The organism is Alteromonas sp. I10 (assembly GCF_003201515.1).
Lineage (GTDB): Bacteria > Pseudomonadota > Gammaproteobacteria > Enterobacterales > Alteromonadaceae > Alteromonas > Alteromonas macleodii.
Window position 1 is genome coordinate 1 of sequence record NZ_QJJN01000001.1, and the last position, 23,155, is coordinate 23,155.

General features: G+C 44.8%; 22 protein-coding genes. 17 read left to right on the forward strand and 5 right to left on the reverse strand.

The window, feature by feature from the left end:
• Window positions 1-998 precede the first annotated feature (998 nt).
• Complete coding sequence (locus tag BZA03_RS00005) at window positions 999-1,301, reverse strand: DUF3301 domain-containing protein (RefSeq protein ID WP_110287655.1); 303 nt, start codon at window positions 1,299-1,301, stop codon at window positions 999-1,001.
• Window positions 1,302-2,351 carry a DUF3549 family protein gene (locus BZA03_RS00010; RefSeq protein WP_110287656.1) on the reverse strand — a complete coding sequence of 350 codons (1,050 nt, stop codon included), beginning with the start codon at window positions 2,349-2,351 and terminating at the stop codon, window positions 1,302-1,304. It lies immediately after the preceding gene.
• 210 nt (window positions 2,352-2,561) lie between these two features.
• Between BZA03_RS00010 and BZA03_RS00015 the strand changes: the two genes are divergently transcribed.
• From BZA03_RS00015 to BZA03_RS00025, 3 genes are all read left to right on the forward strand, one after another.
• Complete coding sequence (locus BZA03_RS00015) at window positions 2,562-2,906, forward strand: YqcC family protein (RefSeq protein WP_249922587.1); 345 nt, start codon at window positions 2,562-2,564, stop codon at window positions 2,904-2,906.
• Complete coding sequence (gene truC, locus BZA03_RS00020) at window positions 2,899-3,738, forward strand: tRNA pseudouridine(65) synthase TruC (RefSeq protein WP_110287657.1); 840 nt, start codon at window positions 2,899-2,901, stop codon at window positions 3,736-3,738. The genes BZA03_RS00015 and truC overlap by 8 nt, the downstream gene beginning before the upstream one ends.
• 66 nt (window positions 3,739-3,804) lie before the next feature.
• Window positions 3,805-4,254: a flavodoxin domain-containing protein gene (locus tag BZA03_RS00025; protein ID WP_069943864.1), complete on the forward strand. Its 450-nt coding sequence runs from the start codon at window positions 3,805-3,807 to the stop codon at window positions 4,252-4,254.
• Window positions 4,255-4,384: 130 nt separating this feature from the next.
• Here the strand turns inward: BZA03_RS00025 and dapD are convergent, their stop codons facing one another.
• The 3 genes from dapD to map form a co-directional block, all read right to left on the reverse strand.
• Window positions 4,385-5,209 carry a 2,3,4,5-tetrahydropyridine-2,6-dicarboxylate N-succinyltransferase gene (gene dapD, locus BZA03_RS00030; RefSeq protein WP_039224762.1) on the reverse strand — a complete coding sequence of 275 codons (825 nt, stop codon included), beginning with the start codon at window positions 5,207-5,209 and terminating at the stop codon, window positions 4,385-4,387.
• A complete protein-coding gene (glnD, locus tag BZA03_RS00035; protein WP_110287658.1) occupies window positions 5,206-7,857 on the reverse strand; it encodes a [protein-PII] uridylyltransferase in 2,652 nt (883 codons plus the stop codon). The genes dapD and glnD overlap by 4 nt, the downstream gene beginning before the upstream one ends.
• A 320-nt stretch (window positions 7,858-8,177) precedes the next feature.
• Complete coding sequence (gene map / locus BZA03_RS00040; protein WP_014948551.1) at window positions 8,178-8,972, reverse strand: type I methionyl aminopeptidase; 795 nt, start codon at window positions 8,970-8,972, stop codon at window positions 8,178-8,180.
• Between the two features lie 412 nt (window positions 8,973-9,384).
• Between map and rpsB the strand changes: the two genes are divergently transcribed.
• From rpsB to rnhB, 14 genes are all read left to right on the forward strand, one after another.
• Complete coding sequence (gene rpsB / locus BZA03_RS00045) at window positions 9,385-10,116, forward strand: 30S ribosomal protein S2 (RefSeq protein ID WP_014948552.1); 732 nt, start codon at window positions 9,385-9,387, stop codon at window positions 10,114-10,116.
• Between the two features lie 121 nt (window positions 10,117-10,237).
• On the forward strand, window positions 10,238-11,110 hold the full coding sequence (gene tsf, locus BZA03_RS00050; RefSeq protein ID WP_014978551.1) for a translation elongation factor Ts: 873 nt from the start codon (window positions 10,238-10,240) through the stop codon (window positions 11,108-11,110).
• Between the two features lie 236 nt (window positions 11,111-11,346).
• On the forward strand, window positions 11,347-12,084 hold the full coding sequence (pyrH, locus tag BZA03_RS00055; RefSeq protein ID WP_014948554.1) for a UMP kinase: 738 nt from the start codon (window positions 11,347-11,349) through the stop codon (window positions 12,082-12,084).
• Between the two features lie 23 nt (window positions 12,085-12,107).
• The gene (gene frr, locus BZA03_RS00060) at window positions 12,108-12,665 is read left to right on the forward strand and encodes a ribosome recycling factor (RefSeq protein WP_014948555.1); all 558 of its coding nucleotides are present in this window, start codon (window positions 12,108-12,110) and stop codon (window positions 12,663-12,665) included.
• Window positions 12,666-12,674: 9 nt separating this feature from the next.
• Window positions 12,675-13,457 (forward strand): polyprenyl diphosphate synthase, encoded by a 783-nt coding sequence (uppS, locus tag BZA03_RS00065; RefSeq protein WP_110287659.1) that lies wholly within the window; start codon window positions 12,675-12,677, stop codon window positions 13,455-13,457.
• A 54-nt stretch (window positions 13,458-13,511) separates the two neighbouring features.
• Window positions 13,512-14,375, forward strand: coding sequence for a phosphatidate cytidylyltransferase (locus tag BZA03_RS00070; protein ID WP_110287660.1), 864 nt, complete (start codon window positions 13,512-13,514; stop codon window positions 14,373-14,375).
• Window positions 14,375-15,562 (forward strand): 1-deoxy-D-xylulose-5-phosphate reductoisomerase, encoded by a 1,188-nt coding sequence (gene ispC / locus BZA03_RS00075; protein WP_110287661.1) that lies wholly within the window; start codon window positions 14,375-14,377, stop codon window positions 15,560-15,562. Before BZA03_RS00070 ends, ispC begins: the two co-directional genes overlap by 1 nt.
• Window positions 15,556-16,908 (forward strand): sigma E protease regulator RseP, encoded by a 1,353-nt coding sequence (rseP, locus tag BZA03_RS00080; protein WP_014948559.1) that lies wholly within the window; start codon window positions 15,556-15,558, stop codon window positions 16,906-16,908. The genes ispC and rseP overlap by 7 nt, the downstream gene beginning before the upstream one ends.
• Before the next feature lie 58 nt (window positions 16,909-16,966).
• Window positions 16,967-19,444 (forward strand): outer membrane protein assembly factor BamA, encoded by a 2,478-nt coding sequence (gene bamA, locus BZA03_RS00085; RefSeq protein WP_039230512.1) that lies wholly within the window; start codon window positions 16,967-16,969, stop codon window positions 19,442-19,444.
• A 62-nt stretch (window positions 19,445-19,506) separates the two neighbouring features.
• On the forward strand, window positions 19,507-20,022 hold the full coding sequence (locus BZA03_RS00090; protein WP_039230508.1) for an OmpH family outer membrane protein: 516 nt from the start codon (window positions 19,507-19,509) through the stop codon (window positions 20,020-20,022).
• Window positions 20,023-20,215: 193 nt separating this feature from the next.
• Entirely contained in the window at window positions 20,216-20,665 is a 450-nt protein-coding gene (fabZ, locus tag BZA03_RS00095; protein WP_014948562.1) for a 3-hydroxyacyl-ACP dehydratase FabZ, read from the forward strand.
• 1 nt (window position 20,666) lies between these two features.
• Window positions 20,667-21,437, forward strand: a complete 771-nt coding sequence (gene lpxA / locus BZA03_RS00100) for an acyl-ACP--UDP-N-acetylglucosamine O-acyltransferase (RefSeq protein ID WP_014948563.1) — start codon at window positions 20,667-20,669, stop codon at window positions 21,435-21,437.
• 2 nt (window positions 21,438-21,439) lie between these two features.
• Window positions 21,440-22,588 carry a lipid-A-disaccharide synthase gene (gene lpxB, locus BZA03_RS00105; protein WP_110287662.1) on the forward strand — a complete coding sequence of 383 codons (1,149 nt, stop codon included), beginning with the start codon at window positions 21,440-21,442 and terminating at the stop codon, window positions 22,586-22,588.
• Window positions 22,581-23,153: a ribonuclease HII gene (rnhB, locus tag BZA03_RS00110; protein ID WP_014948565.1), complete on the forward strand. Its 573-nt coding sequence runs from the start codon at window positions 22,581-22,583 to the stop codon at window positions 23,151-23,153. Before lpxB ends, rnhB begins: the two co-directional genes overlap by 8 nt.
• Window positions 23,154-23,155 lie beyond the last annotated feature (2 nt).

Genomic DNA, 23,155 nt, shown 5'->3' on the forward strand with positions numbered 1-23,155 from the left:
GGCTGTGAAGCACGGTTAGATATAGAACGCATCTCCTCAAACGAAGATAGCCTCAAACACTAAACGAATCACAACGGTCTATATTGATCGCTTACCCTACAAACGCTGTGAGTGATCTTACCTAAATGATGAAAGATTAATTTATACTAAAGTATAAAGCTATTGATTATATTGAAGTTTTTAAAAATTAGTCAAAAGTCGTACAAGAATCTTTCTTAAATCTCTGTAATTCAATATGGCGGTAATAATTGGAAGGAATACTATGAACATGTCACAAGGAAACACGACGAGTCACGGATTGAGTCAAGGATCATCAATGGAATAAGTTAGGACAACTTAAGGATGAGACTCCCACAAGGCAGTGGGGAAAGGGAAAGGAAAGCAGATAGGACACTGCATTAACAGGATGTTAGAAACGGATTTTAAAGGATATAGAGGGATTCAGGGACGTAAAATGTGAAAGGACTTCGCATACAGGATGTAGCAGGGAAAAATGGACGAGAGCTAGCAGGGAGCTAGAGGCAAGAAGCCAACGGCAGGATAGCCATTAAGGAATTTCTAGTTTGCATGGACGAGCAAACCAAGGACGAAAGAAGGACATGCTAAGGGATTGGCAAAGCTGTAGCAGGATGTACAGCAAACAATGGAATGAGGGAAGGGAACGTCAGCGGAGTCTGACAAGGACAGCCTCAGGAAGAGGAACACTGTATGAAGGATGTACAGTAAATTAGGATAAAAGGAAAGGGACCTACGCATGGATGTGTAGCTCGCACAGGAAGGCGCGAGAGTAGATGGAAAGGGGCGTATACGGATTTTAATCGGGAAGATTTTAGTCGCAAAGGATCGCGGAGAAGGATACTCAAAATTCCAGGAAAAAGGGGAGCCGCTAGGTTCCCCTTTTTTTTTGCGTTGTTTATTACCAATCCGTATGCATTTGTTATGTAAAACCTGACCTGAATGGTGAATTAATAACCGCTCACGCTTTTTGACATAGAAGCTTAAACTCTATGCGGCGGCACCTCTGTTCGCATAATCCTTACACCTATCAATTCAACTTCCCCAGTATATCGGTCCTCACCATTACTCGAAAACTCAAAGTTGAATACACTGTGCCAGTCAGGCTTTCCATATTTGAATGAAAATCGTGTTTTAGCTCTTGCCACACTCAGCAATTGTAAACCGTGTTTATCGCAGTATTGCTTTAGGTAAGTGTTTGTTTGCTCAGAAATGGCTCGAATGCGCCAAAACTGATAGCCAGTGAACCCAATAACCATCCACACCACTAACTCAAGTAACGTCATTTACTTTCTCGCTTGTGCAAACAATTGTTGAAATGCATTGCTGAGAATCTGAGGGTTGGCTTTGGAATGCAGGAGTGTTAGCACTTGTCTGCGTAACTTCGGGACTTGTACTAAATCTGAAAAGAACCCTGCGAATAAGGCGCCTTTATGACCCTCTTTTTCATCAACGTTTGCTGCCTGCTCTAAAAAGGCACTAAGCAGTAGTGGTTCCATTTGTTCGAAATGGCGTGCTGCAATAACGCTTAAAATATCAAGTCTCTGCGATTTTTCGCTCTTTAATAATTCGAGTAGTTTATTGTTGATGGTCGGGTGGAAACTACCTTCTGACGTGCCTCTCAGCGCCGCTAAATTGATGTCGTCACTTTTATCTATCTCAATTAAATACGCCGCTAATAGATTCTCAGGCAGAGAAACGCTTTCGCTCATTTCCATTAAAGTGTTAAGGAAAACGTCCGAGTAAAGTGAGGTGTTGGTTTTAATTGCCTGCGCTAATACATCTTGTTTGGGGTGATGGCTTAGACTTTGTACAAAGTCGGCCACGCTTTGCATGGATATCTGCTGCCAGTCAACCAGTTGTGGGGCTTGAATGTAGGCCTCAACTTTCTGCGCCTCTTCACTTAAAGGTTGGTTTAGGGTGCGTTTAACTAGTGCGTTAAATTGAGCGAGCTGCGATTGATTGGGAACAAACGAATAAGGATTATCAGGCAGAGTTTGCGCGTTTTCAGTATCTTCAGCAACAGACTGCCCTAGTGCATCAACAATAATCTCTAGAAAATGATTTCTTGCTGCGGCAACCACTAATCCTTGCTCATCAAGCGGCAGTTTCACAAACCAAATGTATTGTTGGGTAGAAGCATTTTTATTCCAAAAGACGATGCCGAACCACGCGTGTTGCTGACGAGGGTAGGGCGCGTAAGCACTGCCGTTTTCTATTTCTAGAAAGGTTTGACTATCGGTGGGTTCAAGGCGACGACCTAAATCAAAAACCTGATATTCAGTGCCTGCATGTAACAAAAACTCGCTGATAGAATTAATACCGTTAGCGCTCATAACTCGTTCCAAAATACTGCTTTAATCAAAATTTGCCAGGCTGTCACATCTATTCAAAGGGGCACGTCGATGAGATACCGCCAACAAAGACGGGTAATGGTATCACAGCAGAAGAAATTCAACGATAAGACACGTGGACTTATGTTGACCTTTAGCCCCTGATATACTGCGCGCTTCGAAATAGAAGCGTTTTTGAGTTGCGGAGAGGATGTGATTAAAACGAATAGCACTCATCACATAGCATTAAGTAAAGCATTGATACAATTAGAAACAGACATGTATCAGGATGGTATTTGGCCAAATGAAGAGCCTGCGGAACAAGACCTAAAAAATGCCACGGAAAGCTCAGTTCCTTTTGCGGTCGACTGTTTAGCGTTTGAGAGTTGGTTGGCTTTTATTTTTATTCCCAAAATGCGCATTTTGTTGAAACAGGAAATGCCTTTACCACCCATGCAAATTACGCCTGCAGCAGAAATATATCTTTCATCGGCGCATCAGCGCACTCTGTCCCAGCTTCAAGTTATTGATAATATTGCCAATGGAGACATTGGGTGAGCAAACACAACGCACTATGCAGAACGATTTAAAAGGCCAATTAACTGTGCATTCAGACGAGCAAATAATAGAAAAGGCAAGCGTTGGTGAGGAAGGTCGTGTTGACGCTCTTCATTTACCTGTGTTGTACCAAGATGAACATATCATCGCAATTGAGAAGCCGCCAGGCCTACTAGTACACAGAAGCCCGATTGATAGACATGAAACGGTGTTCGCAGTACAGACACTCAGAGACCAAATAGGCCAGCACGTCTATCCTGCTCATCGTTTAGACCGACCCACTTCAGGTGTGCTGGTGTTTAGCTTTAGCTCAGAAGTTGCAGCAAAGCTTGGACAGCAGATGATGGACAAGCAGGTAGTAAAAACGTATCACGCTATAGTACGCGGTTTTGTGCATCACACAGGGTATATCGATTACGCCCTAAAATACCGCTACGACAAAATAGCCGACAAGCATAAGCGCCCGCAGCAGCCGCCACAACCAGCATCAACTATGTATCAGTCAGTGGCAAAATTCGAAGTGCCTGAGCCTGTAGGCAAATACCAAAGTGCACGATATTCGCTAGTTAAGCTTTCTCCTAGTACCGGTCGTAAACATCAGCTTCGTCGGCACATGGTTCATATTCGTCACCCCATTATCGGCGATACTACCCATGGAGACGGCAAACAAAACAAATTCGCCAAGCAGCACTTTAATTTTAACAATTTGGCCTTAAGTTGTACTCAAATGGGCTTTTCTCATCCTATCACTGGAAAGTGGGTAACGATTAATTCACAGATGCACAGTGAAATGCGACTATGGCTCGAAAAATTAGCGCCGTTTTGCGTTTAGGTTGATAAAATAGTAAGAATTTCCGCCTGTCGACAAAGGCGACGATCATTGGTTTAAGAGGTAAAAATGGCAACATTGAAAATTATTGCGGGTACAGTTTACGGCAATGCGCAACACGTAGCTGAGCAGGTGGAAGAGAACTTAGCTGAACAGGGCGTGGATTGCTCACTAGAAAGCGACCCGTCGGTTGCAGATTTTACTGATGCTGACGCACTTTTGATCATTACCTCTACAACAGGGCAGGGCGATGTACCACCAAACCTTGAGTTTGTGTTTTCAGATCTGAAAGACGAATCGCCTATGCTAACCGGCAAGCCATTCGCGGTAGCAGCGCTAGGCGATAGCAGCTATGGCGATAGTTTCTGTGGTGCAGGTAAACAGTTTCATGCGTTACTGACCGAGCTACAAGGTAACGCAGTTGCCGACATGTTAGAGGTTGACGCGATTGAAACCCTAGAGCCCGAAAAAGACGTAGTAGAGTGGGTAAACACCATTAAAGATAAGCTGTTGGCTTAAGTCTTAGAAATGTTCTGATTACGAAAAGAAAGAGGCGCATAAGCGCCTCTTTTAATTTGTGAGTCTTTCAGCATGTGGCTCGGCTAATTGAAATTAACCCGAGCCGTTAGCGATAAGCCAGAAATACTGCTTATTCTACGCCGCGAAGTAGCGCGTTGATACCTACTTTCGCGCGGGTCTTCGCATCTACTTTCTTCACGATGATAGCGGCGTAAAGGCTGTATTTACCATCTGCGCTTGGCAGGTTACCCGCCACGACTACTGAACCTGCTGGTACACGGCCATAGTGAACTTCACCGGTTTCGCGGTCATAAATACGAGTGCTCTGACCGATGTAAACGCCCATTGAGATAACAGAACCTTCTTCAACAATCACGCCTTCTACAATTTCAGATCGCGCGCCGATAAAGCAGTTATCTTCAATAATGGTGGGGTTAGCCTGAAGTGGTTCTAATACGCCGCCAATACCCACGCCACCTGAAAGGTGAACATTCTTACCAATTTGCGCACACGAGCCTACTGTCGCCCATGTATCAACCATAGTACCTTCGTCAACGAACGCACCAATGTTTACGTAAGAAGGCATAACAACCGCGTTCTTGCCTACGAATGTACCCGTACGTACCGCTGCTGGTGGAACAATACGCGCGCCGTCAGCCGCAAACTGTTCAGCAGTATAGTTTGTATACTTAAGCGGTACTTTGTCATAAAACTTACTTTCGGCGCCTTCAATCACATCGTTGTTGTGAAGACGGAAGAAAAGTAGAACAGCTTTTTTAAGCCATTGATGTACTACCCATTCGCCAGCAATTTTTTCTGCAACGCGCGCTTTACCTGTGTTTAAAAGGTCAATAGCTTGTGCTACTGCATCTCTTACTTCATCAGATGCAGATGAAGGGCTAATGCTATCGCGATTTTCGAAGGCGTCTTCAATGATGGCTTTCAATTCATTCATGGTATTGTGATATCTTCAAGTTGGTCGAGTTTGAACAGGATACGCTTTTTAAGGTTCACCTGTTGTTCTTGGGTTAATGCTTTGCCAGCCTCATTGCTGACGATAAAAATATCTTCGGCTCGCTCTCCAATGGTGGCAATTTTCGCAAGCTTAAGCGTCATATTAGTATCAACGAATGCGTGACCAATTTTAGCTAAAATGCCCGGAGCGTCTAGGGCTTCTAACTCAATAAGCGTGGCTTCATCGTTGATATTGAAAAAGCGTACCTTAGTAGGCACATCAAGTTGTTTCATTTGCCGAGGCAATTTACGCTTATTTTCGTGCGAACGCCCCGGCTTTTCAAGTTGGGCAGAAATAGCATTTTCAATGGACGCAATGCGAGACTCTGAGCTTATACGACTGCCGTCATTTTCAAGAATAAGCATGCTATCGAACACATAGCCATCTCTGGTCACGGTAACGTGGGCGTCGTGAATTGAACAGTTTCGACTGTCCAGCACTGACGCGACTTGCGCAAACAATGCTTTTCTATCTTTGCCGTAAACAAACACCTCAGTGCCACCTTTCGCACTGTTATCATTTGCTTTTACCAACAGGCCATCGTGCTCTGGTGTAAGCCATTCATTCTGAGCTTTAATAATTTCATCAGTATGCCACGCAATTTGAGTAGGCTTAAAGCGAACAAAGTAATCGTCGTCCAGGCGGGCCCACAATGCATCAATAGCAACAGGCTCAATAGCGCGCTCTTGCAAAATTTGCCTTGCTTGGTGTTTGTGAGTAGTTACTCGCTCGTTCAATGTTACTTGACACTGTAGTCCATTATCCAATGCCTTTTGCGTCATTAAATATAATTCGCGAAGTAAAGATGCTTTCCAGTCGTTCCAAAGGTTGTCATTGGTGGCACGAATATCGGCAAGGGTTAGCGTATAAAGCAAATTAAGGTGATTGTGGCTTCTTACCGCGCCAGCAAACTCGCTTATAACGTCTGGGTCATAAATATCACGGCGTTGGGCTACCACTGACATCAGTAGGTGGTTTTCTACAAGCCATGCAATCATTTCAGCATCGTCGCTGGGAACATCGTGTTGCTGACAGAACTTTGCTACATCTTGGGCACCTAATGTGGAATGATCGCCATTTCTACCTTTGGCGATATCGTGGAAAATAGCCGCGATATAAAGCACTTCTGGTTTATCGAGGTTTCTACAAATTCTGCCGCAGCGCGGGAAGTCTTTATTTGCCTTTGAGAAAAAGTAGTTAACGTGCTTCACCAATCGGTGAGTGTGTTCGTCCACCGTGTAGGCGTGAAACAGGTCGAACTGCATCATACCTACAATGGCATCCCATTCAGGAAGATAAGCTTGTAAAATGCCGTATTGATGCATGATGTCCCATGCAAAATCAAAGAACTCAGGCTGTTTCATTAAGCGCATGAATTTTTCGCGGCACAGCGGGCGCTCAACATAGTATTCTGCTTCAAAAGCGCGGTGAGCGTTGCGCAGCTGACGTATGCAAATCGTACTGAGGCCTTGTACTTCTGGCGTGTTGGCCACCAAATGCAGAAAGTCCAAGATTGCTTCGGGAGAGGAGAACACGGTTTCGTGTCGTGGCGATATCATATTATCGAGCAGCTCGAAATCTTCGTTTATGATCACGCTTTTCTGAACGCTTTGGTTCAGCATGTCGTACTTGAAGCGCTGAAGCAGCATTTGATTCAGTTCAGACACCCGCGCCACTGTGCGGAAAAAGTCCCGCATCATTTTTTCGACAGACGATTTACCTTCTTCACCATACCCCATCATTTTTGCAACGTCAGGTTGGTAATCAAACAGCAGCCGGTTTTCGCTTCTGCCTGCAACCAGATGTAGTGCACAACGCATTTTCCAAAGGTGCATGCGACAAGCAATTAATTCACTGTGCTCTTGTTCTGTAAAGTAGCCGTGGCCTACTAAATTCCAGCCGTCATATTCTTTAAAATGCTTTTTGGCGACCCAGCCAATAGATTGAATATCACGCAAACACCCGGGGTTTTCTTTGATGTTAGGTTCAAGGTTATAAGCGGTACCGTTGAATTTGGCGTGGCGTTTTTTCTGCTCGTCGTACTTGGCTGAGAAAAACGCTTTGCTCGACCATGAGTTTCGACCGTTAACTTCATCCCACAATTTTTCAAAGGTGGCTTCACTGCCGCAAAGTAATCGGCTTTCCACTAAATTGGTCGCAATCGTAATATCGTCTTTTGCTAGCTTGACCGTTTCTTTGATAGTGCGAACTGACTGGCCAACATCTAATTTGATATCCCATAAAAGGGTGATGAACATGCCAATTTTTTCTTGTACATCGGGCTTAAGCTTCTTTTTACAAACTATGAGTAAATCGATGTCTGAATGAGGTTGCAGATGACCACGGCCGTAACCACCAACGGCGCAAAGCGATAATTCGTCGACGGTATCTAAACCATAAAGTTGCCAAAGATGACAAAGCAACGCATCGACGAACTGTGCACGACCGGTAACGAGTTGATTAACCGGCGTAGCGTCGAAGGACTCCGTTATCCAGGCATAACTGGCTTCCACGCACGATTTAATGGCGGGGATTTCATCAACAGAGCTAATTGTGTCGATATTCTTTATCAGTGATTGCAGCGTCAAAATACACCTTTGAAATAGACTTCTTTTTAGACGCTAAGAACAATAGCATGAATTGCTAGTAGTTCGCAGTAGCAAATTAATGCATAAGTTAGGTTGAATTGTGAATATTTATGGTTTTTTGTTATAGGTGTGTAGCGCAGTAAATATGAGGGGAGTGGGCACACGATGCCGAACTTTGATAGTTGGAATTTGAGCTAACGAGCCAATAAAAAAGCAGCCGCGAATTCAACGGCTGCTTTGCATAATTCGATAGACTCAATCTTCTGAAACCATATTTTAACGCGATTATTCGAAACGTTATCAATATTGTCGAAGTCGATTTATCCGTGAGAAATGATGCGTTCCAAGGTTTCTTCTTCGCGAAGCGTAAGAATCTCAACGCCGGTTTCAGTGACCAATAGGGTGTGCTCCCATTGGGCGCTTAAACTTCTGTCTTTAGTTACCACAGTCCATTGGTCTGGTAGCACTTTTGAGTAGCGCTTGCCTGCGTTGACCATAGGCTCGATGGTAAAGCACATGCCCGGCTCTAACACATCACCTGTACCTGGCTTACCGTAGTGAACAATTTGTGGTTCTTCGTGGAAACTAGCGCCAATACCGTGGCCGCAGTATTCACGAACTATTGAATAGTTATGCGCTTCTGCGTGGGTTTGACAAATATGACCGATATCGCCAAGGCGCATACCCGGTTTCACTTGCTCAATAGCTTTATATAAGCATTCTTGGGTAACGCGAATTAGGCGCTCTGCAAGGATAGAAGGCTTACCCACCACAAACATCTTTGACGTATCGCCATGATAGCCATCTTTAATAACTGTGACGTCGATATTAATGATGTCGCCGTCTTTCAGTTTCTTGTCAGAAGGAATACCGTGGCAAATACAGTGGTTTACTGACGTGCAGATAGATTTAGGAAAAGGCGGATGGCCGTAATTTAAAGGCGCGGGTACCGCTTTTTGCTCATTTACGATGTAGTCGTGGCAAATAGTATTTAGCTCATCAGTGGTAACGCCTTTTTTTACGTAAGGCCCTATCATAGTAAGCACTTCGGCTGCCAGTTTACCGGCTACGCGCATTTTTTCGATTTCTTCTGGGGTTTTGATAATAGCTGTCACAGCGCCTCTCAAATCGTTTGAAACTAGTTTGATGAAGAATTTTGATTACTTACGCATTATAACACTATTCAGGTCATTCTTAGTAAGGTGATGATATTGCTGGTTTTTATTTGATAAAGTCAGAGGTGTAAAGCGACCTTATCAAAGGTTCTATACTTTCTTTAATTTAAATACTTCAAATTGTCGCTTTTTACCCTCAAAACTTGAGGCTTAGGTGGTATTGTGGTATAAAGCGCGCGCCCTGACGGAAAGCTCATTTTGCCACGTGCATTTGGCACCGTTTTAGAGGGTAAATTTATTTTATTAAAACACACATATACCGACACTTCGTATCGGGGTGTTCAGTTCAATTTAGGTTGGTCTGAATCGATACAAGGGGTATATGGAGGCCTAACCCCAAGAGGAAAATAAAATGGCTAATGTTTCTATGCGTGACATGCTGAAAGCAGGTGTGCATTTCGGTCACCAAACTCGTTACTGGAACCCAAAGATGAAGCCTTTCATCTTCGGCGCTCGTAACAAAGTTCATATCATCAACCTTGAAAAAACGGTTCCACTTTTCAACAACGCACTTAACTACCTTTCAGGTGTTGCGTCTAAGAAAGGTAAAATCCTTTTCGTTGGTACTAAGCGCGCAGCTGGCGAAGCAGTTAAAGATGCTGCTCTTAAGTGCGACCAGTACTACGTAAACAAGCGTTGGTTAGGTGGTATGCTGACTAACTGGAAAACAGTACGTCAGTCAATCAAGCGTCTTAAAGATCTTGAGCAGCAAAGCCAAGACGGTACGTTTGAGAAGCTAACTAAGAAAGAAGCACTTATGCTTCAGCGCGAAATGGACAAGCTTGAAAACAGCCTTGGCGGTATCAAAGACATGGGCGGTCTTCCAGACGCGATCTTTGTTATCGACGCAGATCACGAGCACATTGCTGTAACAGAAGCTCGTAACCTAGGTATTCCTGTTGTTGGTGTTGTTGATACTAACTCTAACCCAGACGGTGTTGATTACATCATCCCTGGTAACGACGATGCTATCCGCGCTATCCAACTTTACTTGGATGCTGCTGCAAACGCTATCAACTCAGGTCGCGAAAGCAACCTTGAAGTACAAGCTGAGCAAGACGACTTCGTAGAAGCAGCAGAGTAATTCTGATTGCTTACTGTCATATCTTAATAATATGGCAGTACTACAATACGAAACGTATTGAGAGGGGCGACATCGCCCCTTTTACCTAACGAATTTATATTTAATGCTGAGGAATTGAAAAATGGCAGTGACTGCAGCACTAGTTAAAGAACTGCGCGAACGTACTGGCGCAGGTATGCTGGATTGTAAAAAAGCCCTGGTTGAAACGGATGGTGACATTGAGTTAGCCATTGAAAACATGCGTAAATCAGGCCAAGCGAAAGCGGCTAAAAAAGCAGGCCGTATCGCAGCTGAAGGTGTAATCCTTACTAAGGTTGAAGCAGGTCGTGCGACTATGCTTGAACTTAACTGTGAAACTGACTTCGTAGCACGTGACGAAGGTTTCCTTAAGTTTGGTAACGAGCTACTAGAAGTAGCTGCTGCTAACAACATCAACGACATCGACGCGCTTAACGATGCAGAACTTAACGGTTCTAAAGTAAGCGAAGTTCGTGACGCACTTGTTGCTAAAATCGGCGAAAACATCTCTCCTCGTCGCGTTATCAACGTTGAAGGCGATACACTAGGCGCGTATGTACACGGCGGCCGTATTGGTGTTATCTCTATCCTTACTGGCGGTGACGAAGAGCTAGCGAAAGACGTTGCAATGCACGTTGCAGCTGCAAGCCCGCAGTTCGTTAAGCCTGAAAACGTTCCAGCAGAAGTTGTTGAGAAAGAGAAAGAAATCCAAATCGAAATCGCTATCCAGTCTGGTAAGCCGGCTGATATCGCTGAGAAAATGGTTGCAGGCCGCATGAAGAAGTTCACTGGCGAAGTGAGCTTGACTGGTCAGCCTTTCGTTAAAGATCCTTCAATCTCTGTTGCTGAGCTTCTTAAGAACAACAGCGCAGACGTAATCAACTTCGTACGTTTCGAAGTTGGTGAAGGTATCGAGAAGAAGACTGAAGACTTCGCTGCTGAAGTAGCTGCTCAAATGGCTGCTGCTAAGAAATAATTGAGTGTTTATCTTTTGCATTAAGCAATAGTTAGATAAACTACAAAGCACCTCTTAGGAGGTGCTTTTTTATAGCTGAACATCTTTAGTGTTGCCAATGTAATGCGTAAGTGTGAAGCTAGGCGAAATACGTACGCGCCTGCCTGACAAACGAAAGCGCTTTGTCCTATGTTTTTTACACCAGTAATTTAACGAAAGACATAGGACAAAACGGGTTTACGAGGACAATTCAAACTATGAGTATCACACCAAAATCAGCATACCGACGCATTTTGTTAAAGCTTAGTGGTGAAGCCCTAATGGGGGCGGAAGGCTTTGGCATAGACCCTAAAGTGCTAGATAGAATGGCACAAGAGATTAAAGAGCTGGTTGAACTTGGTGTTCAAGTTGGTCTTGTTATCGGTGGTGGTAACTTGTTCCGTGGCGAAGGCTTAGCAAAAGCGGGAATGAACCGCGTTGTTGGCGATCACATGGGAATGTTAGCTACCGTTATGAATGGCTTAGCCATGCGCGACGCGCTTCATCGTGCATTTGTAAATGCTCGTATGATGTCAGCTATCCCACTTAATGGCGTGTGCGATGCATACAACTGGGCCGAAGCCATTAGCCTTCTTAAGTCTGGCCGCGTTGTTATCTTCTCTGCGGGTACGGGCAATCCTTTCTTCACTACAGACTCAGCGGCTTGCTTACGCGGCATCGAAATTGAAGCCGATGCGGTATTAAAAGCGACCAAAGTGGATGGTGTATATAGTGATGATCCGGTTAAAAACCCAGAAGCTACGCTGTATGAAGAACTGACTTACCAAGAAGTACTAGAAAAAGAACTTAAAGTGATGGACTTGTCAGCGTTTACTTTGGCGCGCGATCACAGCTTGCCAATTCGCGTATTCAACATGAATAAGCCAGGTTGCCTAAAACGTGTTGTGATGGGCGAAAAAGAAGGTACTGTTATTCGCCACGCTGACAACGATTAATTAAGAACAATAGGATACAAATCGTGATTGATGAAATTGAATTAGATGCGCAAGAGCGCATGGAAAAAAGCCTAGTTTCTCTAAAGGGCCAATTCAGCAAAATCCGCACTGGTCGTGCGCATCCAAGCCTTCTAGATGGCATCATGGTACCTTATTACGGCGTAGACACGCCGCTAAAGCAAGTGGCTAACGTAGTTGCAGAAGACAGCCGTACTCTAGCGTTAACTGTGTTTGATAAAAGCGCCATTCAAGCGGTAGAAAAGGCCATTATGCAGTCTGACCTAGGTTTAAACCCAATGAGTGCAGGTGGTTCAATTCGTATTCCTTTACCTCCTCTAACGGAAGAGCGTCGTAAAGACCTTATTCGCGTTGTTCGCAACGAAGCAGAAGGTGGTCGTGTAGCTATCCGCAACATCCGTCGCGACGCTAACGGTGACATCAAAGATCTTCTTAAAGAAAAAGAGATCAGTGAAGATGAAAGCCGAGCAGCTGAAGAGAACATTCAATCTATTACTAACGATTTCATTAAGAAAGTTGACAGCATGCTTGCTGACAAAGAAAAAGAACTAATGGAAGTATAAGTAAGTATTATGATTGGAAAGCGTTTAAGCGCAGCCAAATCGACGAAAGCTGAGGCGCCGGCAGTGACTGCTGGCCCGAAGCACGTTGCAATCATTATGGATGGCAATGGTCGATGGGCGCAAAGGAAAGGGAAAATTCGTACCTTTGGCCACAAAGCCGGGGTAGAGTCTGTTCGTTCTGTTGTGCGCTTTGCACGTCAAAACGGCATTGAATCACTTACGCTATTCGCGTTTTCAAGTGAAAACTGGAAGCGTCCTGAGGAAGAAGTCAGTGTCTTGATGGAGCTGTTCAATCTTGTCCTCAATAGTGAAGCAAAACGGTTACACAAAAATGGTGTACGTTTGCAGGTTATTGGTGATGTTGAAGCGTTTGACGCTAAGCTAGTCGAAAAAATTCGCAAAGCTGAAGACATGACCAAAGACAACAAAGATTTAGTCTTAAATATCGCCGCAAATTATGGCGGTAGATGGGACATTGTAAACGCGGCTAAGCAACTTGCAACGCAAGTGAAAAGCGGTGAACTTGATGTTGAAAACATCTCTGAAGACGCACTTAACGCGCATATTTCAACGGCTAACCTTCCTGAGTTAGACCTTCTCATTCGCACAGGTGGCGAGCACCGTATTAGCAATTTCTTGCTGTGGCAGTGTGCCTATGCTGAATTGTACTTTACTGACGTACTATGGCCCGACTTTAACGAAGACGTGTTTCAACTAGCCGTAGACGATTTTAATGTTCGCCAACGTCGCTTTGGTCTAACCGGTGAACAAGTAGTCACAGCCGATGGTTAACACCATGCAGGCAATTATCAGGCTAGCCCTGGTAACGAAAGCCAAGGGCAAATTATGCTAAAACAACGAATAATAACTGCATTAATCCTCGCGCCACTGGCGCTTTACGCTATTCTTTTTCTTCCTATTTTTTGGTTTGAAATAGCTATTGCTGGCGTGGTCGGCATTGGCGCCTATGAATGGGCGAATATGTCGGGTGTGTGTGAACGCCCCAAAAAGCTCATCTATATGGCGAGTGCTTTTGCCATATGTATTGCGCTCTCATTAATTGTCGATGCAAGCACGATCTGGTATCAGGGGCAGTTACATGGTTTGTATCGCGCTATATTAACTATCGCCGTTCTGTGGTGGCTAGCCTCATTGTTTATGGTGCTTGCCTATCCTAAATACTCCAAATTCTGGAAAGACAGTCGCAGCGTTAGAACCCTATTCGGTGCACTTACACTAATACCTACGTGGGTAGCGGTAGTGGCGCTTCGAACGAGCTTGCACGATGTAGACCCGTTTTACGGTGCATCACTTATCTTTTACGTATTGGGTATTGTTTGGGCTGCAGACATAGGGGCTTTCTTTGTTGGCGTGAAATTTGGTCGCCATAAGCTACGCCCAAACGTATCGCCGGGTAAAAGTTTAGAAGGCCTATTAGGCGGTATTGCGGCTTCATTCGCTATTATTGCTTTTGCGGCCCTTCACTATCAGGTAGAGCCTTCACGTATTTGGCTCCACCTCGCTATTGGCGGTATCACGGTAGCTGTTTCAGCGCTTGGTGATTTAAACGAAAGCATGCTTAAGCGCTGTGCGGGTATTAAAGATAGTGGCAAAATTCTACCAGGGCACGGTGGTGTACTAGACAGAATTGATAGCTTAACGGCTGCGTTCCCTGTTTTCGCATTCTGCTATGTAACTTGGATGGCGTAATGCAAACAGTAACAGTGTTAGGGGCCACAGGCTCCATTGGTTGCAATACACTTGATGTAATAAATCGCCACCCAGATAAATACCGCGTATTTGCCATTACTGGTAACTCTCAGCTTGAATTACTTATGGAGCAGGCTCAGAAATGCGCACCGCGCTATGTGGTAATTGCCGATGACGCTAACTACAAAGTAGCTTGTGAGTTAGCATCTCAGTACGGTGTTGATGCAGAAATTCTCTCCGGAGCCAAGGCACTGGAAGAAGTATCAAGTGCGCCTGAAGTTGATGCTGTAATGGCTGCAATTGTTGGTGCAGCCGGCCTTTTGCCTACACTGGCGGCGGTAAAGGCAGGCAAACGGGTTTTGCTTGCGAATAAAGAGGCCTTGGTCATGTCTGGCGCTTTATTTATCGAGGCTGCGAACCAAAGCGGCGCTGAAATCCTTCCTATCGACAGCGAACACAATGCCATATTCCAGTGCCTCCCGCACGATTATGAATACGGTAACTTTGCTGCATCCGGTATTCGTAAAATTTTATTAACGGGCTCAGGTGGGCCGTTTAGAGAAAGGCCTTTAGATAGCTTCTCGTCAATTACAATCGATGAAGCCAGCACACACCCTAACTGGTCGATGGGCAGAAAAATAACAATCGACTCGGCGACTATGATGAACAAGGGGCTGGAATTTATTGAAGCCTGTTGGTTGTTCGGTGCTGGTGCAGATGATATTGATGTGGTTATTCACCCGCAAAGTATTATTCATTCTATGGTGCAATATGTTGATGGCTCGGTGATCGCACAAATGGGTAACCCTGACATGCGTACCCCTATTGCCTATGGTTTGGCGCATCCTGAGCGAATCGAAGCGGGCGTGACGCCGCTCGACTTTTCTGACATTGGTAATTTCAGTTTTCAAACCCCTTGCTTTGAACGTTATCCGAATTTGAAGCTGGCTATTGATGCGTGTAAAGAAGGGCAATGTGCAACAACGCGAGTGAACGCATCAAATGAAGTGGCTGTCGACGCCTTTCTAGAAGGCAAAATTCAGTTTTGCGATATTGCTAAAGTAAATGACGCCACGCTTAATGCTATGCCCAATGTGTCGGTGAATTCTATTCAGCAAATACTAGAGCAAGACAGCCTTGCAAGAGCAAAAGCTAACGAGATTATTCGAGGTAAATTCCAGTGCTAGCATTTTTATGGAGCCTTGGTGCATTCATTGTAGCCTTAGGTATTTTGGTTGCTGTACATGAATGGGGGCACTTTTATGTGGCTCGTAAATGCGGTGTGCAGGTAGAGCGCTTCTCAATTGGTTTTGGAAAGCCTATATGGCGTAAAACAAGTAAATCAGGCACAGAATATGTCATCGCTATGATCCCATTAGGTGGATACGTGCGCATGCTCGATGGACGCATTGATGACGTACCGCCTGAGTTAGAAGACAAAGCGTTTAACAATAAACCCGTTTTGCAGCGCATGGCGGTTATTGCTGCTGGCCCTGGCGTTAACTTTATTTTTGCGTTCTTCGCATTGTGGTTGATGTATCTGGTGGGGCTGGAAACGGTTAAGCCAGTAGTTAAACAGGTTGAGCCAGAAAGCATCGCAGCCATTGCTGGTGTACAACCTGGTGATGAAATAATTAAAGTTGGCGACAGGAATACGCCTGATTGGGAAGCGGTAAACCTGGAAATAGTCTCAAACATTGGCGCCGAAAAAGCCAATGTTACGGTTAAAAATTCGTCAAATGTTGAAAAAGAACTGACTTTTACACTGGGTTCTTGGAACTTTGACCCAGATAGCGAGTCTCCTTTAAGCAGCTTAGGGTTAACCCCTTATCGCCCAGATGCAACGTTAACCGTTGGGTTTGTAGGTGAAGGAAGCGCTGCTCAGCAAGCGGGTTTAAAACCCGGTGATGAGCTTCTTGCATTAAATGGCGCTAAGTTGTCATCGTGGGAGCGATTAGTTGACGTTATTGTTGAAAGTCCCGGCGAGAATATCTCGCTTGATATACAAAGGGATGGACAACAACTGACGTTAGATGCCACGATAGCGCGCCGCGATACACCACAAGGGCAAAGTGGATATCTCGGTGTAAGCCCAACATTTGAGCCTTGGCCAGAAGGGTATGTGTTTACGCATCAATATGGCATTATAGAGGCTATTGGGAAGGCGCTAGATAAAACATGGCGTCTTATGACACTCAGTGTCGAAATGATAGGTAAGCTCATCACGGGCGACGTGTCAGTGAAGAATTTGAGTGGGCCTATCTCAATTGCTCAAGGTGCGGGAACAAGTGCTGGGTATGGACTTGCGTACTTTTTGAGTTTTCTTGCCTTAATAAGCGTAAATTTAGGCATAATAAATTTATTACCCTTGCCCATGCTTGACGGTGGTCACCTCATGTTTTTTATCGTGGAGTGGATCACAGGCAAACCTGTGCCTGAAGCGGTGCAGGAATGGGGTTACAGAATAGGTGGCGTGCTTCTGTTTATGATCATGGGTATCGCAATTTTTAACGATATCGCTCGCATAACCTGATACAAATCAGGAAGTACAAAACAGCTAATACAAAACGCGGCCAGGAAAAGAAAAATAGATGAAGTTAAAACAGTTAGTAGCAGCCGGAGCCATTCTTTCCAGTGCTAGCTTTGCCAATGCTGCGGCGCAAGACAGTGAATTTGTCGTTGAAGACATTCGCGTAGAAGGTTTGCAACGAGTTGCACTTGGTGCAGCCTTAACCTACTTGCCCGTTCAAGTTGGCGACGAGCTTAATACATTCAGGGTAACGCAGCTTATTCGCTCGTTGTACTCTTCAACTCACTTTGAAAATGTTGAAATTCTTCGCGATGGCAATACGCTTGTTGTGCGTGTGTCTGAACGTCCAACTATCAGTAATATTATTTTTGATGGCAATGATGACATTAAAGATGAGCAACTTCAGGAAAGCTTGGACGGAAACGGGGTTCGCATTGGTGAGCCGCTTGATAAGACCGTACTAACCTCTATTGAGAATGGCCTGAAAGACTTCTTTTACAGCATCGGTAAATATAATGCTGATGTAACGGCTATCATAACGCCGCTACCGCGTAATCGTGTTGACTTGAAATTACTTTTCGAAGAAGGCGACGCGGCTGAAATTGAACAAATTAATATTGTAGGTAACGAAATCTTCTCAGACGAAGAGCTGATGGAGGCTTTCGAGCTGCAATACGACACGCCTTGGTGGGATTTTCTATCGGAAACTCGCTACCAGCAGCAAACGTTGCAAGGGGACATGGAAACGCTGCGTAACCATTACTTAAACCGTGGTTACCTTCGCTTCAACGTTGACTCTACGCAGGTTTCAATGACACCTGAAAAGTCAGGTATCTACATTGCCATGAACGTAACAGAAGGTGAGCAATACACCATTTCTGAAGTGGAATTGGTAGGCGACGTACTCGGACACGAAGAGTATATTGAACGCGTGCTTCCGCTTACTACGGGTGAACTCTATAACCAAGCCGAAGTAACGTATACAGAAGAATTTATCAGTAAGTATCTTGGTCGCTTCGGGTACGCTTACCCAACAGTAACTACGGTTCCTGAAATTAATGACGAAGACAAAACGGTTAAGCTCACGCTGTCTGTTGACCCAGGTAAGCGTATATACGTCAACCGTATTAAGTTTAACGGCAACGTGGTAACAGCAGATAACGTACTACGTCAGAACGTGAGTCAGATGGAAGGCACGTGGCTGTCGAATAACTTACTGGAGTCTTCTAAGAACCAGCTTTCTCGTCTTACCTATATGGAAGAAGTTGAGTTTGAAACGGTACGTATTCCGGGGTCGGAAGATAAAGTAGACGTTAATTTTAACGTCAAAGAACAGCCTTCGGGCTCGTTCAACGCAGGTATTGGTTACGGTGATAGAACGAAACTTAGCCTGCAGGCGGGTATCCAACAAGATAACTTCTTAGGTACAGGTAAACGAGTAGGCCTGAATCTAAGTACGGTATCTTACCAGCGTAGTGCGCAAATCACGTATAACGACCCTTACTTTACCATTGATGGTATCAGCTTGGGTGGAAGCATAGGCTACAGTGAATTCGACGGCTCTGACTTTAACGTAATCCAGTACAACTCAAAACGTTGGTCTATTGGTGCGAACATTGGTTATCCGATTAACGAGTTCAACCGTATTAACTTCGGTTTGACCTACAGCAACGTAGAGCTATTCAACCGTGGCTACTACGAGCAGACTGAACAGTTCTATAATCAGTTTACTAACGGTGAAGACCCAGACGCAGCGATTAAATACGATAGCTATTTGGCTAGCATAAGTTGGAGCAGAAGTACGCTTAACCGCGGTTTGTTCCCAACCGCCGGTTCATCTCAGCGAGCGTCATTCAGTATTACAACGCCAAACTCAGACGTTAACTACTTCAAGACCGTATTTGACGGTAAGTGGTACTTCCCATTATCTCGTAACCAGCGTTGGTCTTTCCTAGCGCGTGTACGTCTTGGCTACGGTAATGGTTATGGTGATATTAACGGCAATGAACAAATATTACCGTTTACAGAGAACTTTACTGCGGGTGGTTCAGACTCACTACGTGGCTTTGAAAACAACACGGTAGGTCCTCGCGGTATATTCTTAGGCAATACGGGTACCATTGTTGGGCCTGACGGTGAAGTGTTCCCAGGCGATCCAGCTGATGCTCAGCTATCTTGGTCAACGCGAAGCCTAGGTGGTAACGCGATGGCCCTTGGTGGTATAGAACTTATAGTTCCTACACCGTTTGTTGAAGAAGAAATGGATAACTCAGTTCGCACAAGTTTGTTTGTGGATGTGGGTAACGTGTGGGATACTGAGTTCGACTATGACTATTACCGTCAGTTTGACATAGCATCATCGCAAAATGGCGAGCTATTGGACTATTCTGACTGGAGCCTGTATCGTAGCTCGGCAGGTATATCAGTCCAGTGGATATCGCCAATGGGACCGATGGTATTCAGCTTCTCGAAAGCGATACAGCAACGTGATGGTGACGATGCGAGATTCTTCACTTTCAACATTGGTCAAACTTTCTAAGACATTAAAGCGAGCGCGTTTTTAGGCGCGCTCTATAATAAGATTCACAAAAGGAGTTCCCTTTGAAACAGTTGGTTAAACATATCGTTGCAGGAGCAATGCTGGGTAGCGCTTTAGTTAGTACATCTGTAATGGCAGAGCAGAAAGTTGCAGTTGTCGATGTGCAAGGTATTTTCCAAGCGATGCCTCAAGCGGCTGAAATTCAAAACGCTATTCAGGCTGAATTTAAAGATCAGCTTGAAGAAGTGAATCAACTGCAGCGTGATGGTCAGTTCTACGCAGAACGTCTTCAGCGCGACGCGGCGACTATGAGCGATGCAGAGAAGAAAGAACTAGAACAAAAAATCTTGTCAGTGCGTGAAGAGCTAGCTAAAAAAGGTCAACCTTTACAGCAAAACATTCAACGTCGCAGCAACGAAGAGCGCAACAAGCTTCTTGGCCTAATCAAGCAAGCTATTGACTCTGTTGCAGCAAAGCAAGGTTATGACCTGGTACTTAACTCTGGTGCAGTTGCGTTTGCAAAAGAAGAGCACGATTTATCTGAGCAAGTTCTTCAGCAAGTAAGCAAAACTAACTAATAACTGCGCTAGTCAGTTGTAAAATTTATCAGACCAACTCCCCAAAGGTGTTGGTCTGATTTGTTTTTTGCGCTTAACAGCGTATGGTTGCCGCCGTTTTTAGTTTTTACGGCGAGTTTGACCAGAATGCCAATCAATCATCTGTATTGGTATAAAATAGCTGTAGGTCATGCTTGTATACAGGAGAAAGTTTTTGGCCAATTCACTTAATACCATCGAAATTCAGGAAATATTGGAACTGTTACCTCATCGGTATCCATTCCTACTTGTTGATCGTGTAACAGACTATGTTCTGGGTGAGTCTGTAAAGGCTTATAAGAATATCACTATCAATGAGCCGTGTTTCATGGGGCACTTCCCTGAACAGCCAATTTTCCCAGGCGTATTAATTCTTGAAGCTATGGCACAAGCTGCCGGTGTTTTAGGATTTAAGACAATGGGTAACAATGATAAGTTATACTTGTATGCAGGGATTGATAACGCACGCTTTAAGCGTCCTGTCGTTCCAGGTGACAGGCTTGAGTTTGATGTTGCTCTAGTTAAAGAGCGCAGAGGGATTTGGAAATTTAAAGGCACTGCAAGCGTTGATGGCGATATCGCTTGTGTTGCAGAGTTTATGTGTGCGATGAGAGAGATAGCTTAACGTGATCCATCCAACTGCGGTAATTTCAGAAAGTGCAACGATTGGTGAAAATGTCACCATTGGCCCATTTTGTGTGGTAGACGACAACGTCACCATAGGCGATGGCTGTATTCTGAAATCACATGTGGTGGTACGCGGCCCAACGCGTATCGGTAAAAACAATAAATTTTATCAGTTTTCTTCAATTGGTGAAGACTGCCAAGATAAGAAGTATGCGGGCGAGCCTACTGAACTTGTCATCGGTGACGATAACGAGTTTAGGGAAGGGGTAACCGTTCACCGAGGCACTATTCAAGACAACAGCATTACCATAATTGGTTCTCGCTGTTTATTTATGGCCAACTCTCATGTTGCCCACGATTGTGTTCTTGGCAACGACATTATTATTGCAAACAGTGTTGCGATTGCTGGCCATGTTCACATGGACGACCACGTCATTGTTGGCGGTGCCGCAGGTATTCACCAGTTCTGTAAGATTGGAGCTCATTCGTTTTTGGGGGCTGGCGGCATTATTCTGCGCGACGTGCCTCCCTTTGTTATGGTCAGCGGCCAGAAAAATATTCCTCAGGGTATTAATTCTGAAGGACTTAAGCGTCGTGGCTTCAGCAAAGAAGAAGTTATGGCCATTAAACGCGCTTACAAAGCAATATACCGTGAAGGCAATACCGTAGACGAAGCCATTGAAAAACTTGCCGAACCCGCACAGGAGTTCCCTGGTGTGGCCCTTATGGTGAAGTTCTTACAAGACTCTGAGCGAGGCATTATTCGCTAATTATGTCTACGCCTATCCGTATCGGCATGGTTGCCGGAGAGCCCTCTGGTGACGTGCTTGCCGCCGGAATGGTTGCAGAGTTAAAACGCCAATACCCTGATGCTGTTATCGAAGGTATTGGCGGTCCAAATATGATAAACGCGGGTTTTCATAGTCTGTTCGATATGGAAACCTTGTCGGTTATGGGACTTGTTGAAGTTCTCTCCCATCTACCTGCCATCTTGAAAGTTAAAAAGCAGCTTCTTGCTCACTTCGAGCAAAATCCGCCTGATATTTTTGTGGGTATTGATGCGCCTGATTTTAATCTAAGAGTAGAAAAAGCGCTTAAAGCACGCGGTATCAAAACCATGCACTATGTGAGTCCCACTGTGTGGGCGTGGCGTGAAAAGCGCATCCATAAAATAGCGAAAGCGACTAATCGCGTGTTGGGTTTATTTCCTTTCGAACAGCAGGTTTACGATAAATACCACGTTCCCTATACCTTTGTGGGACACACAATGGCTGACGCTATAGCAATTGAGCCCGACCAAAATGCGGCGCGCCAAGAATTAGGTGTAGATGGTAATGCTACCGTATTGGCTGTACTTCCAGGCTCACGCAGAGGCGAAGTAGAAACGCTACTTCCAGTATTTCTGGAGACCATAGAAGCTATTCATGCTAAACGCAGCGACATTCAATTTCTTATCCCTGCTGCTAACGAACATCGTCTTACGCAAATAAAGGCACTCTTGCTGGAAGCCAATAATGCAGAGGAACGTTTACCCATTCAGGTAACGCAAGGCACATCGCGAGATGCGATGATAGCTAGCGATGTTATCTTGCTTGCATCAGGCACGGCTACCTTAGAGGCCATGTTATGTAAGCGCCCCATGGTGGCCGCTTATTTACTCGCACCACTCACGTATAAAATTATGCAGCGCTTGTATAAAGCGCCTTTCTTCACGTTGCCAAATCTATTGGCTAATGAAGCTATTATTCCTGAATTACTACAAGAAGAAGTAAATGCAGAGAATATGAGCAATCAGCTACTCAACTTCTTCGAAAGTGATAATTCAGCCCTGATTTCCCGTTTCACCGACCTCCACCATACGCTAAAATGCAACGCTGATAGAACAGCAGCAAAAGCTGTCGTGGAGGAATTGTTTGCATAAGTTAATTGCCGGCGTTGATGAAGTAGGTCGTGGCCCGTTAGTCGGTGATGTGGTCACCGCCGCGGTCATTCTCGACCCTGAAAATCCCATTGAAGGGCTAACCGACTCTAAAAAACTGAGTGAAAAAAAGCGCGTAGCGCTTGCCCAAGAAATTCGTGAAAAAGCACTCTACTGGAATATAGGTAGAGCTAGCCCTGAAGAAATAGATAAGCTTAATATACTGCACGCTACCATGCTCGCTATGATCCGCGCAGTGGAAGGCCTGCCAGTAAGGCCTGACTTTGTGCGCGTAGATGGTAACCGGGTTCCTGCGTGGAATTTTGAGTCTGAAGCGGTAGTGAAAGGCGATAGCCTGCACGCAGAAATTTCAGCGGCTTCCATTATTGCCAAAGTAGAGCGAGATAACGATATGATTTCGCTTCACGAGGCCTACCCGCAATATAACTTTGCCGGGCACAAAGGTTACCCCACAAAAGCACACTTTGAAGCCATCGCTGAATATGGCATCTTAGATTGCTATCGAAAAAGTTTTAAACCTGTAAAAGCGCTACTCGAAGAGAAATAACA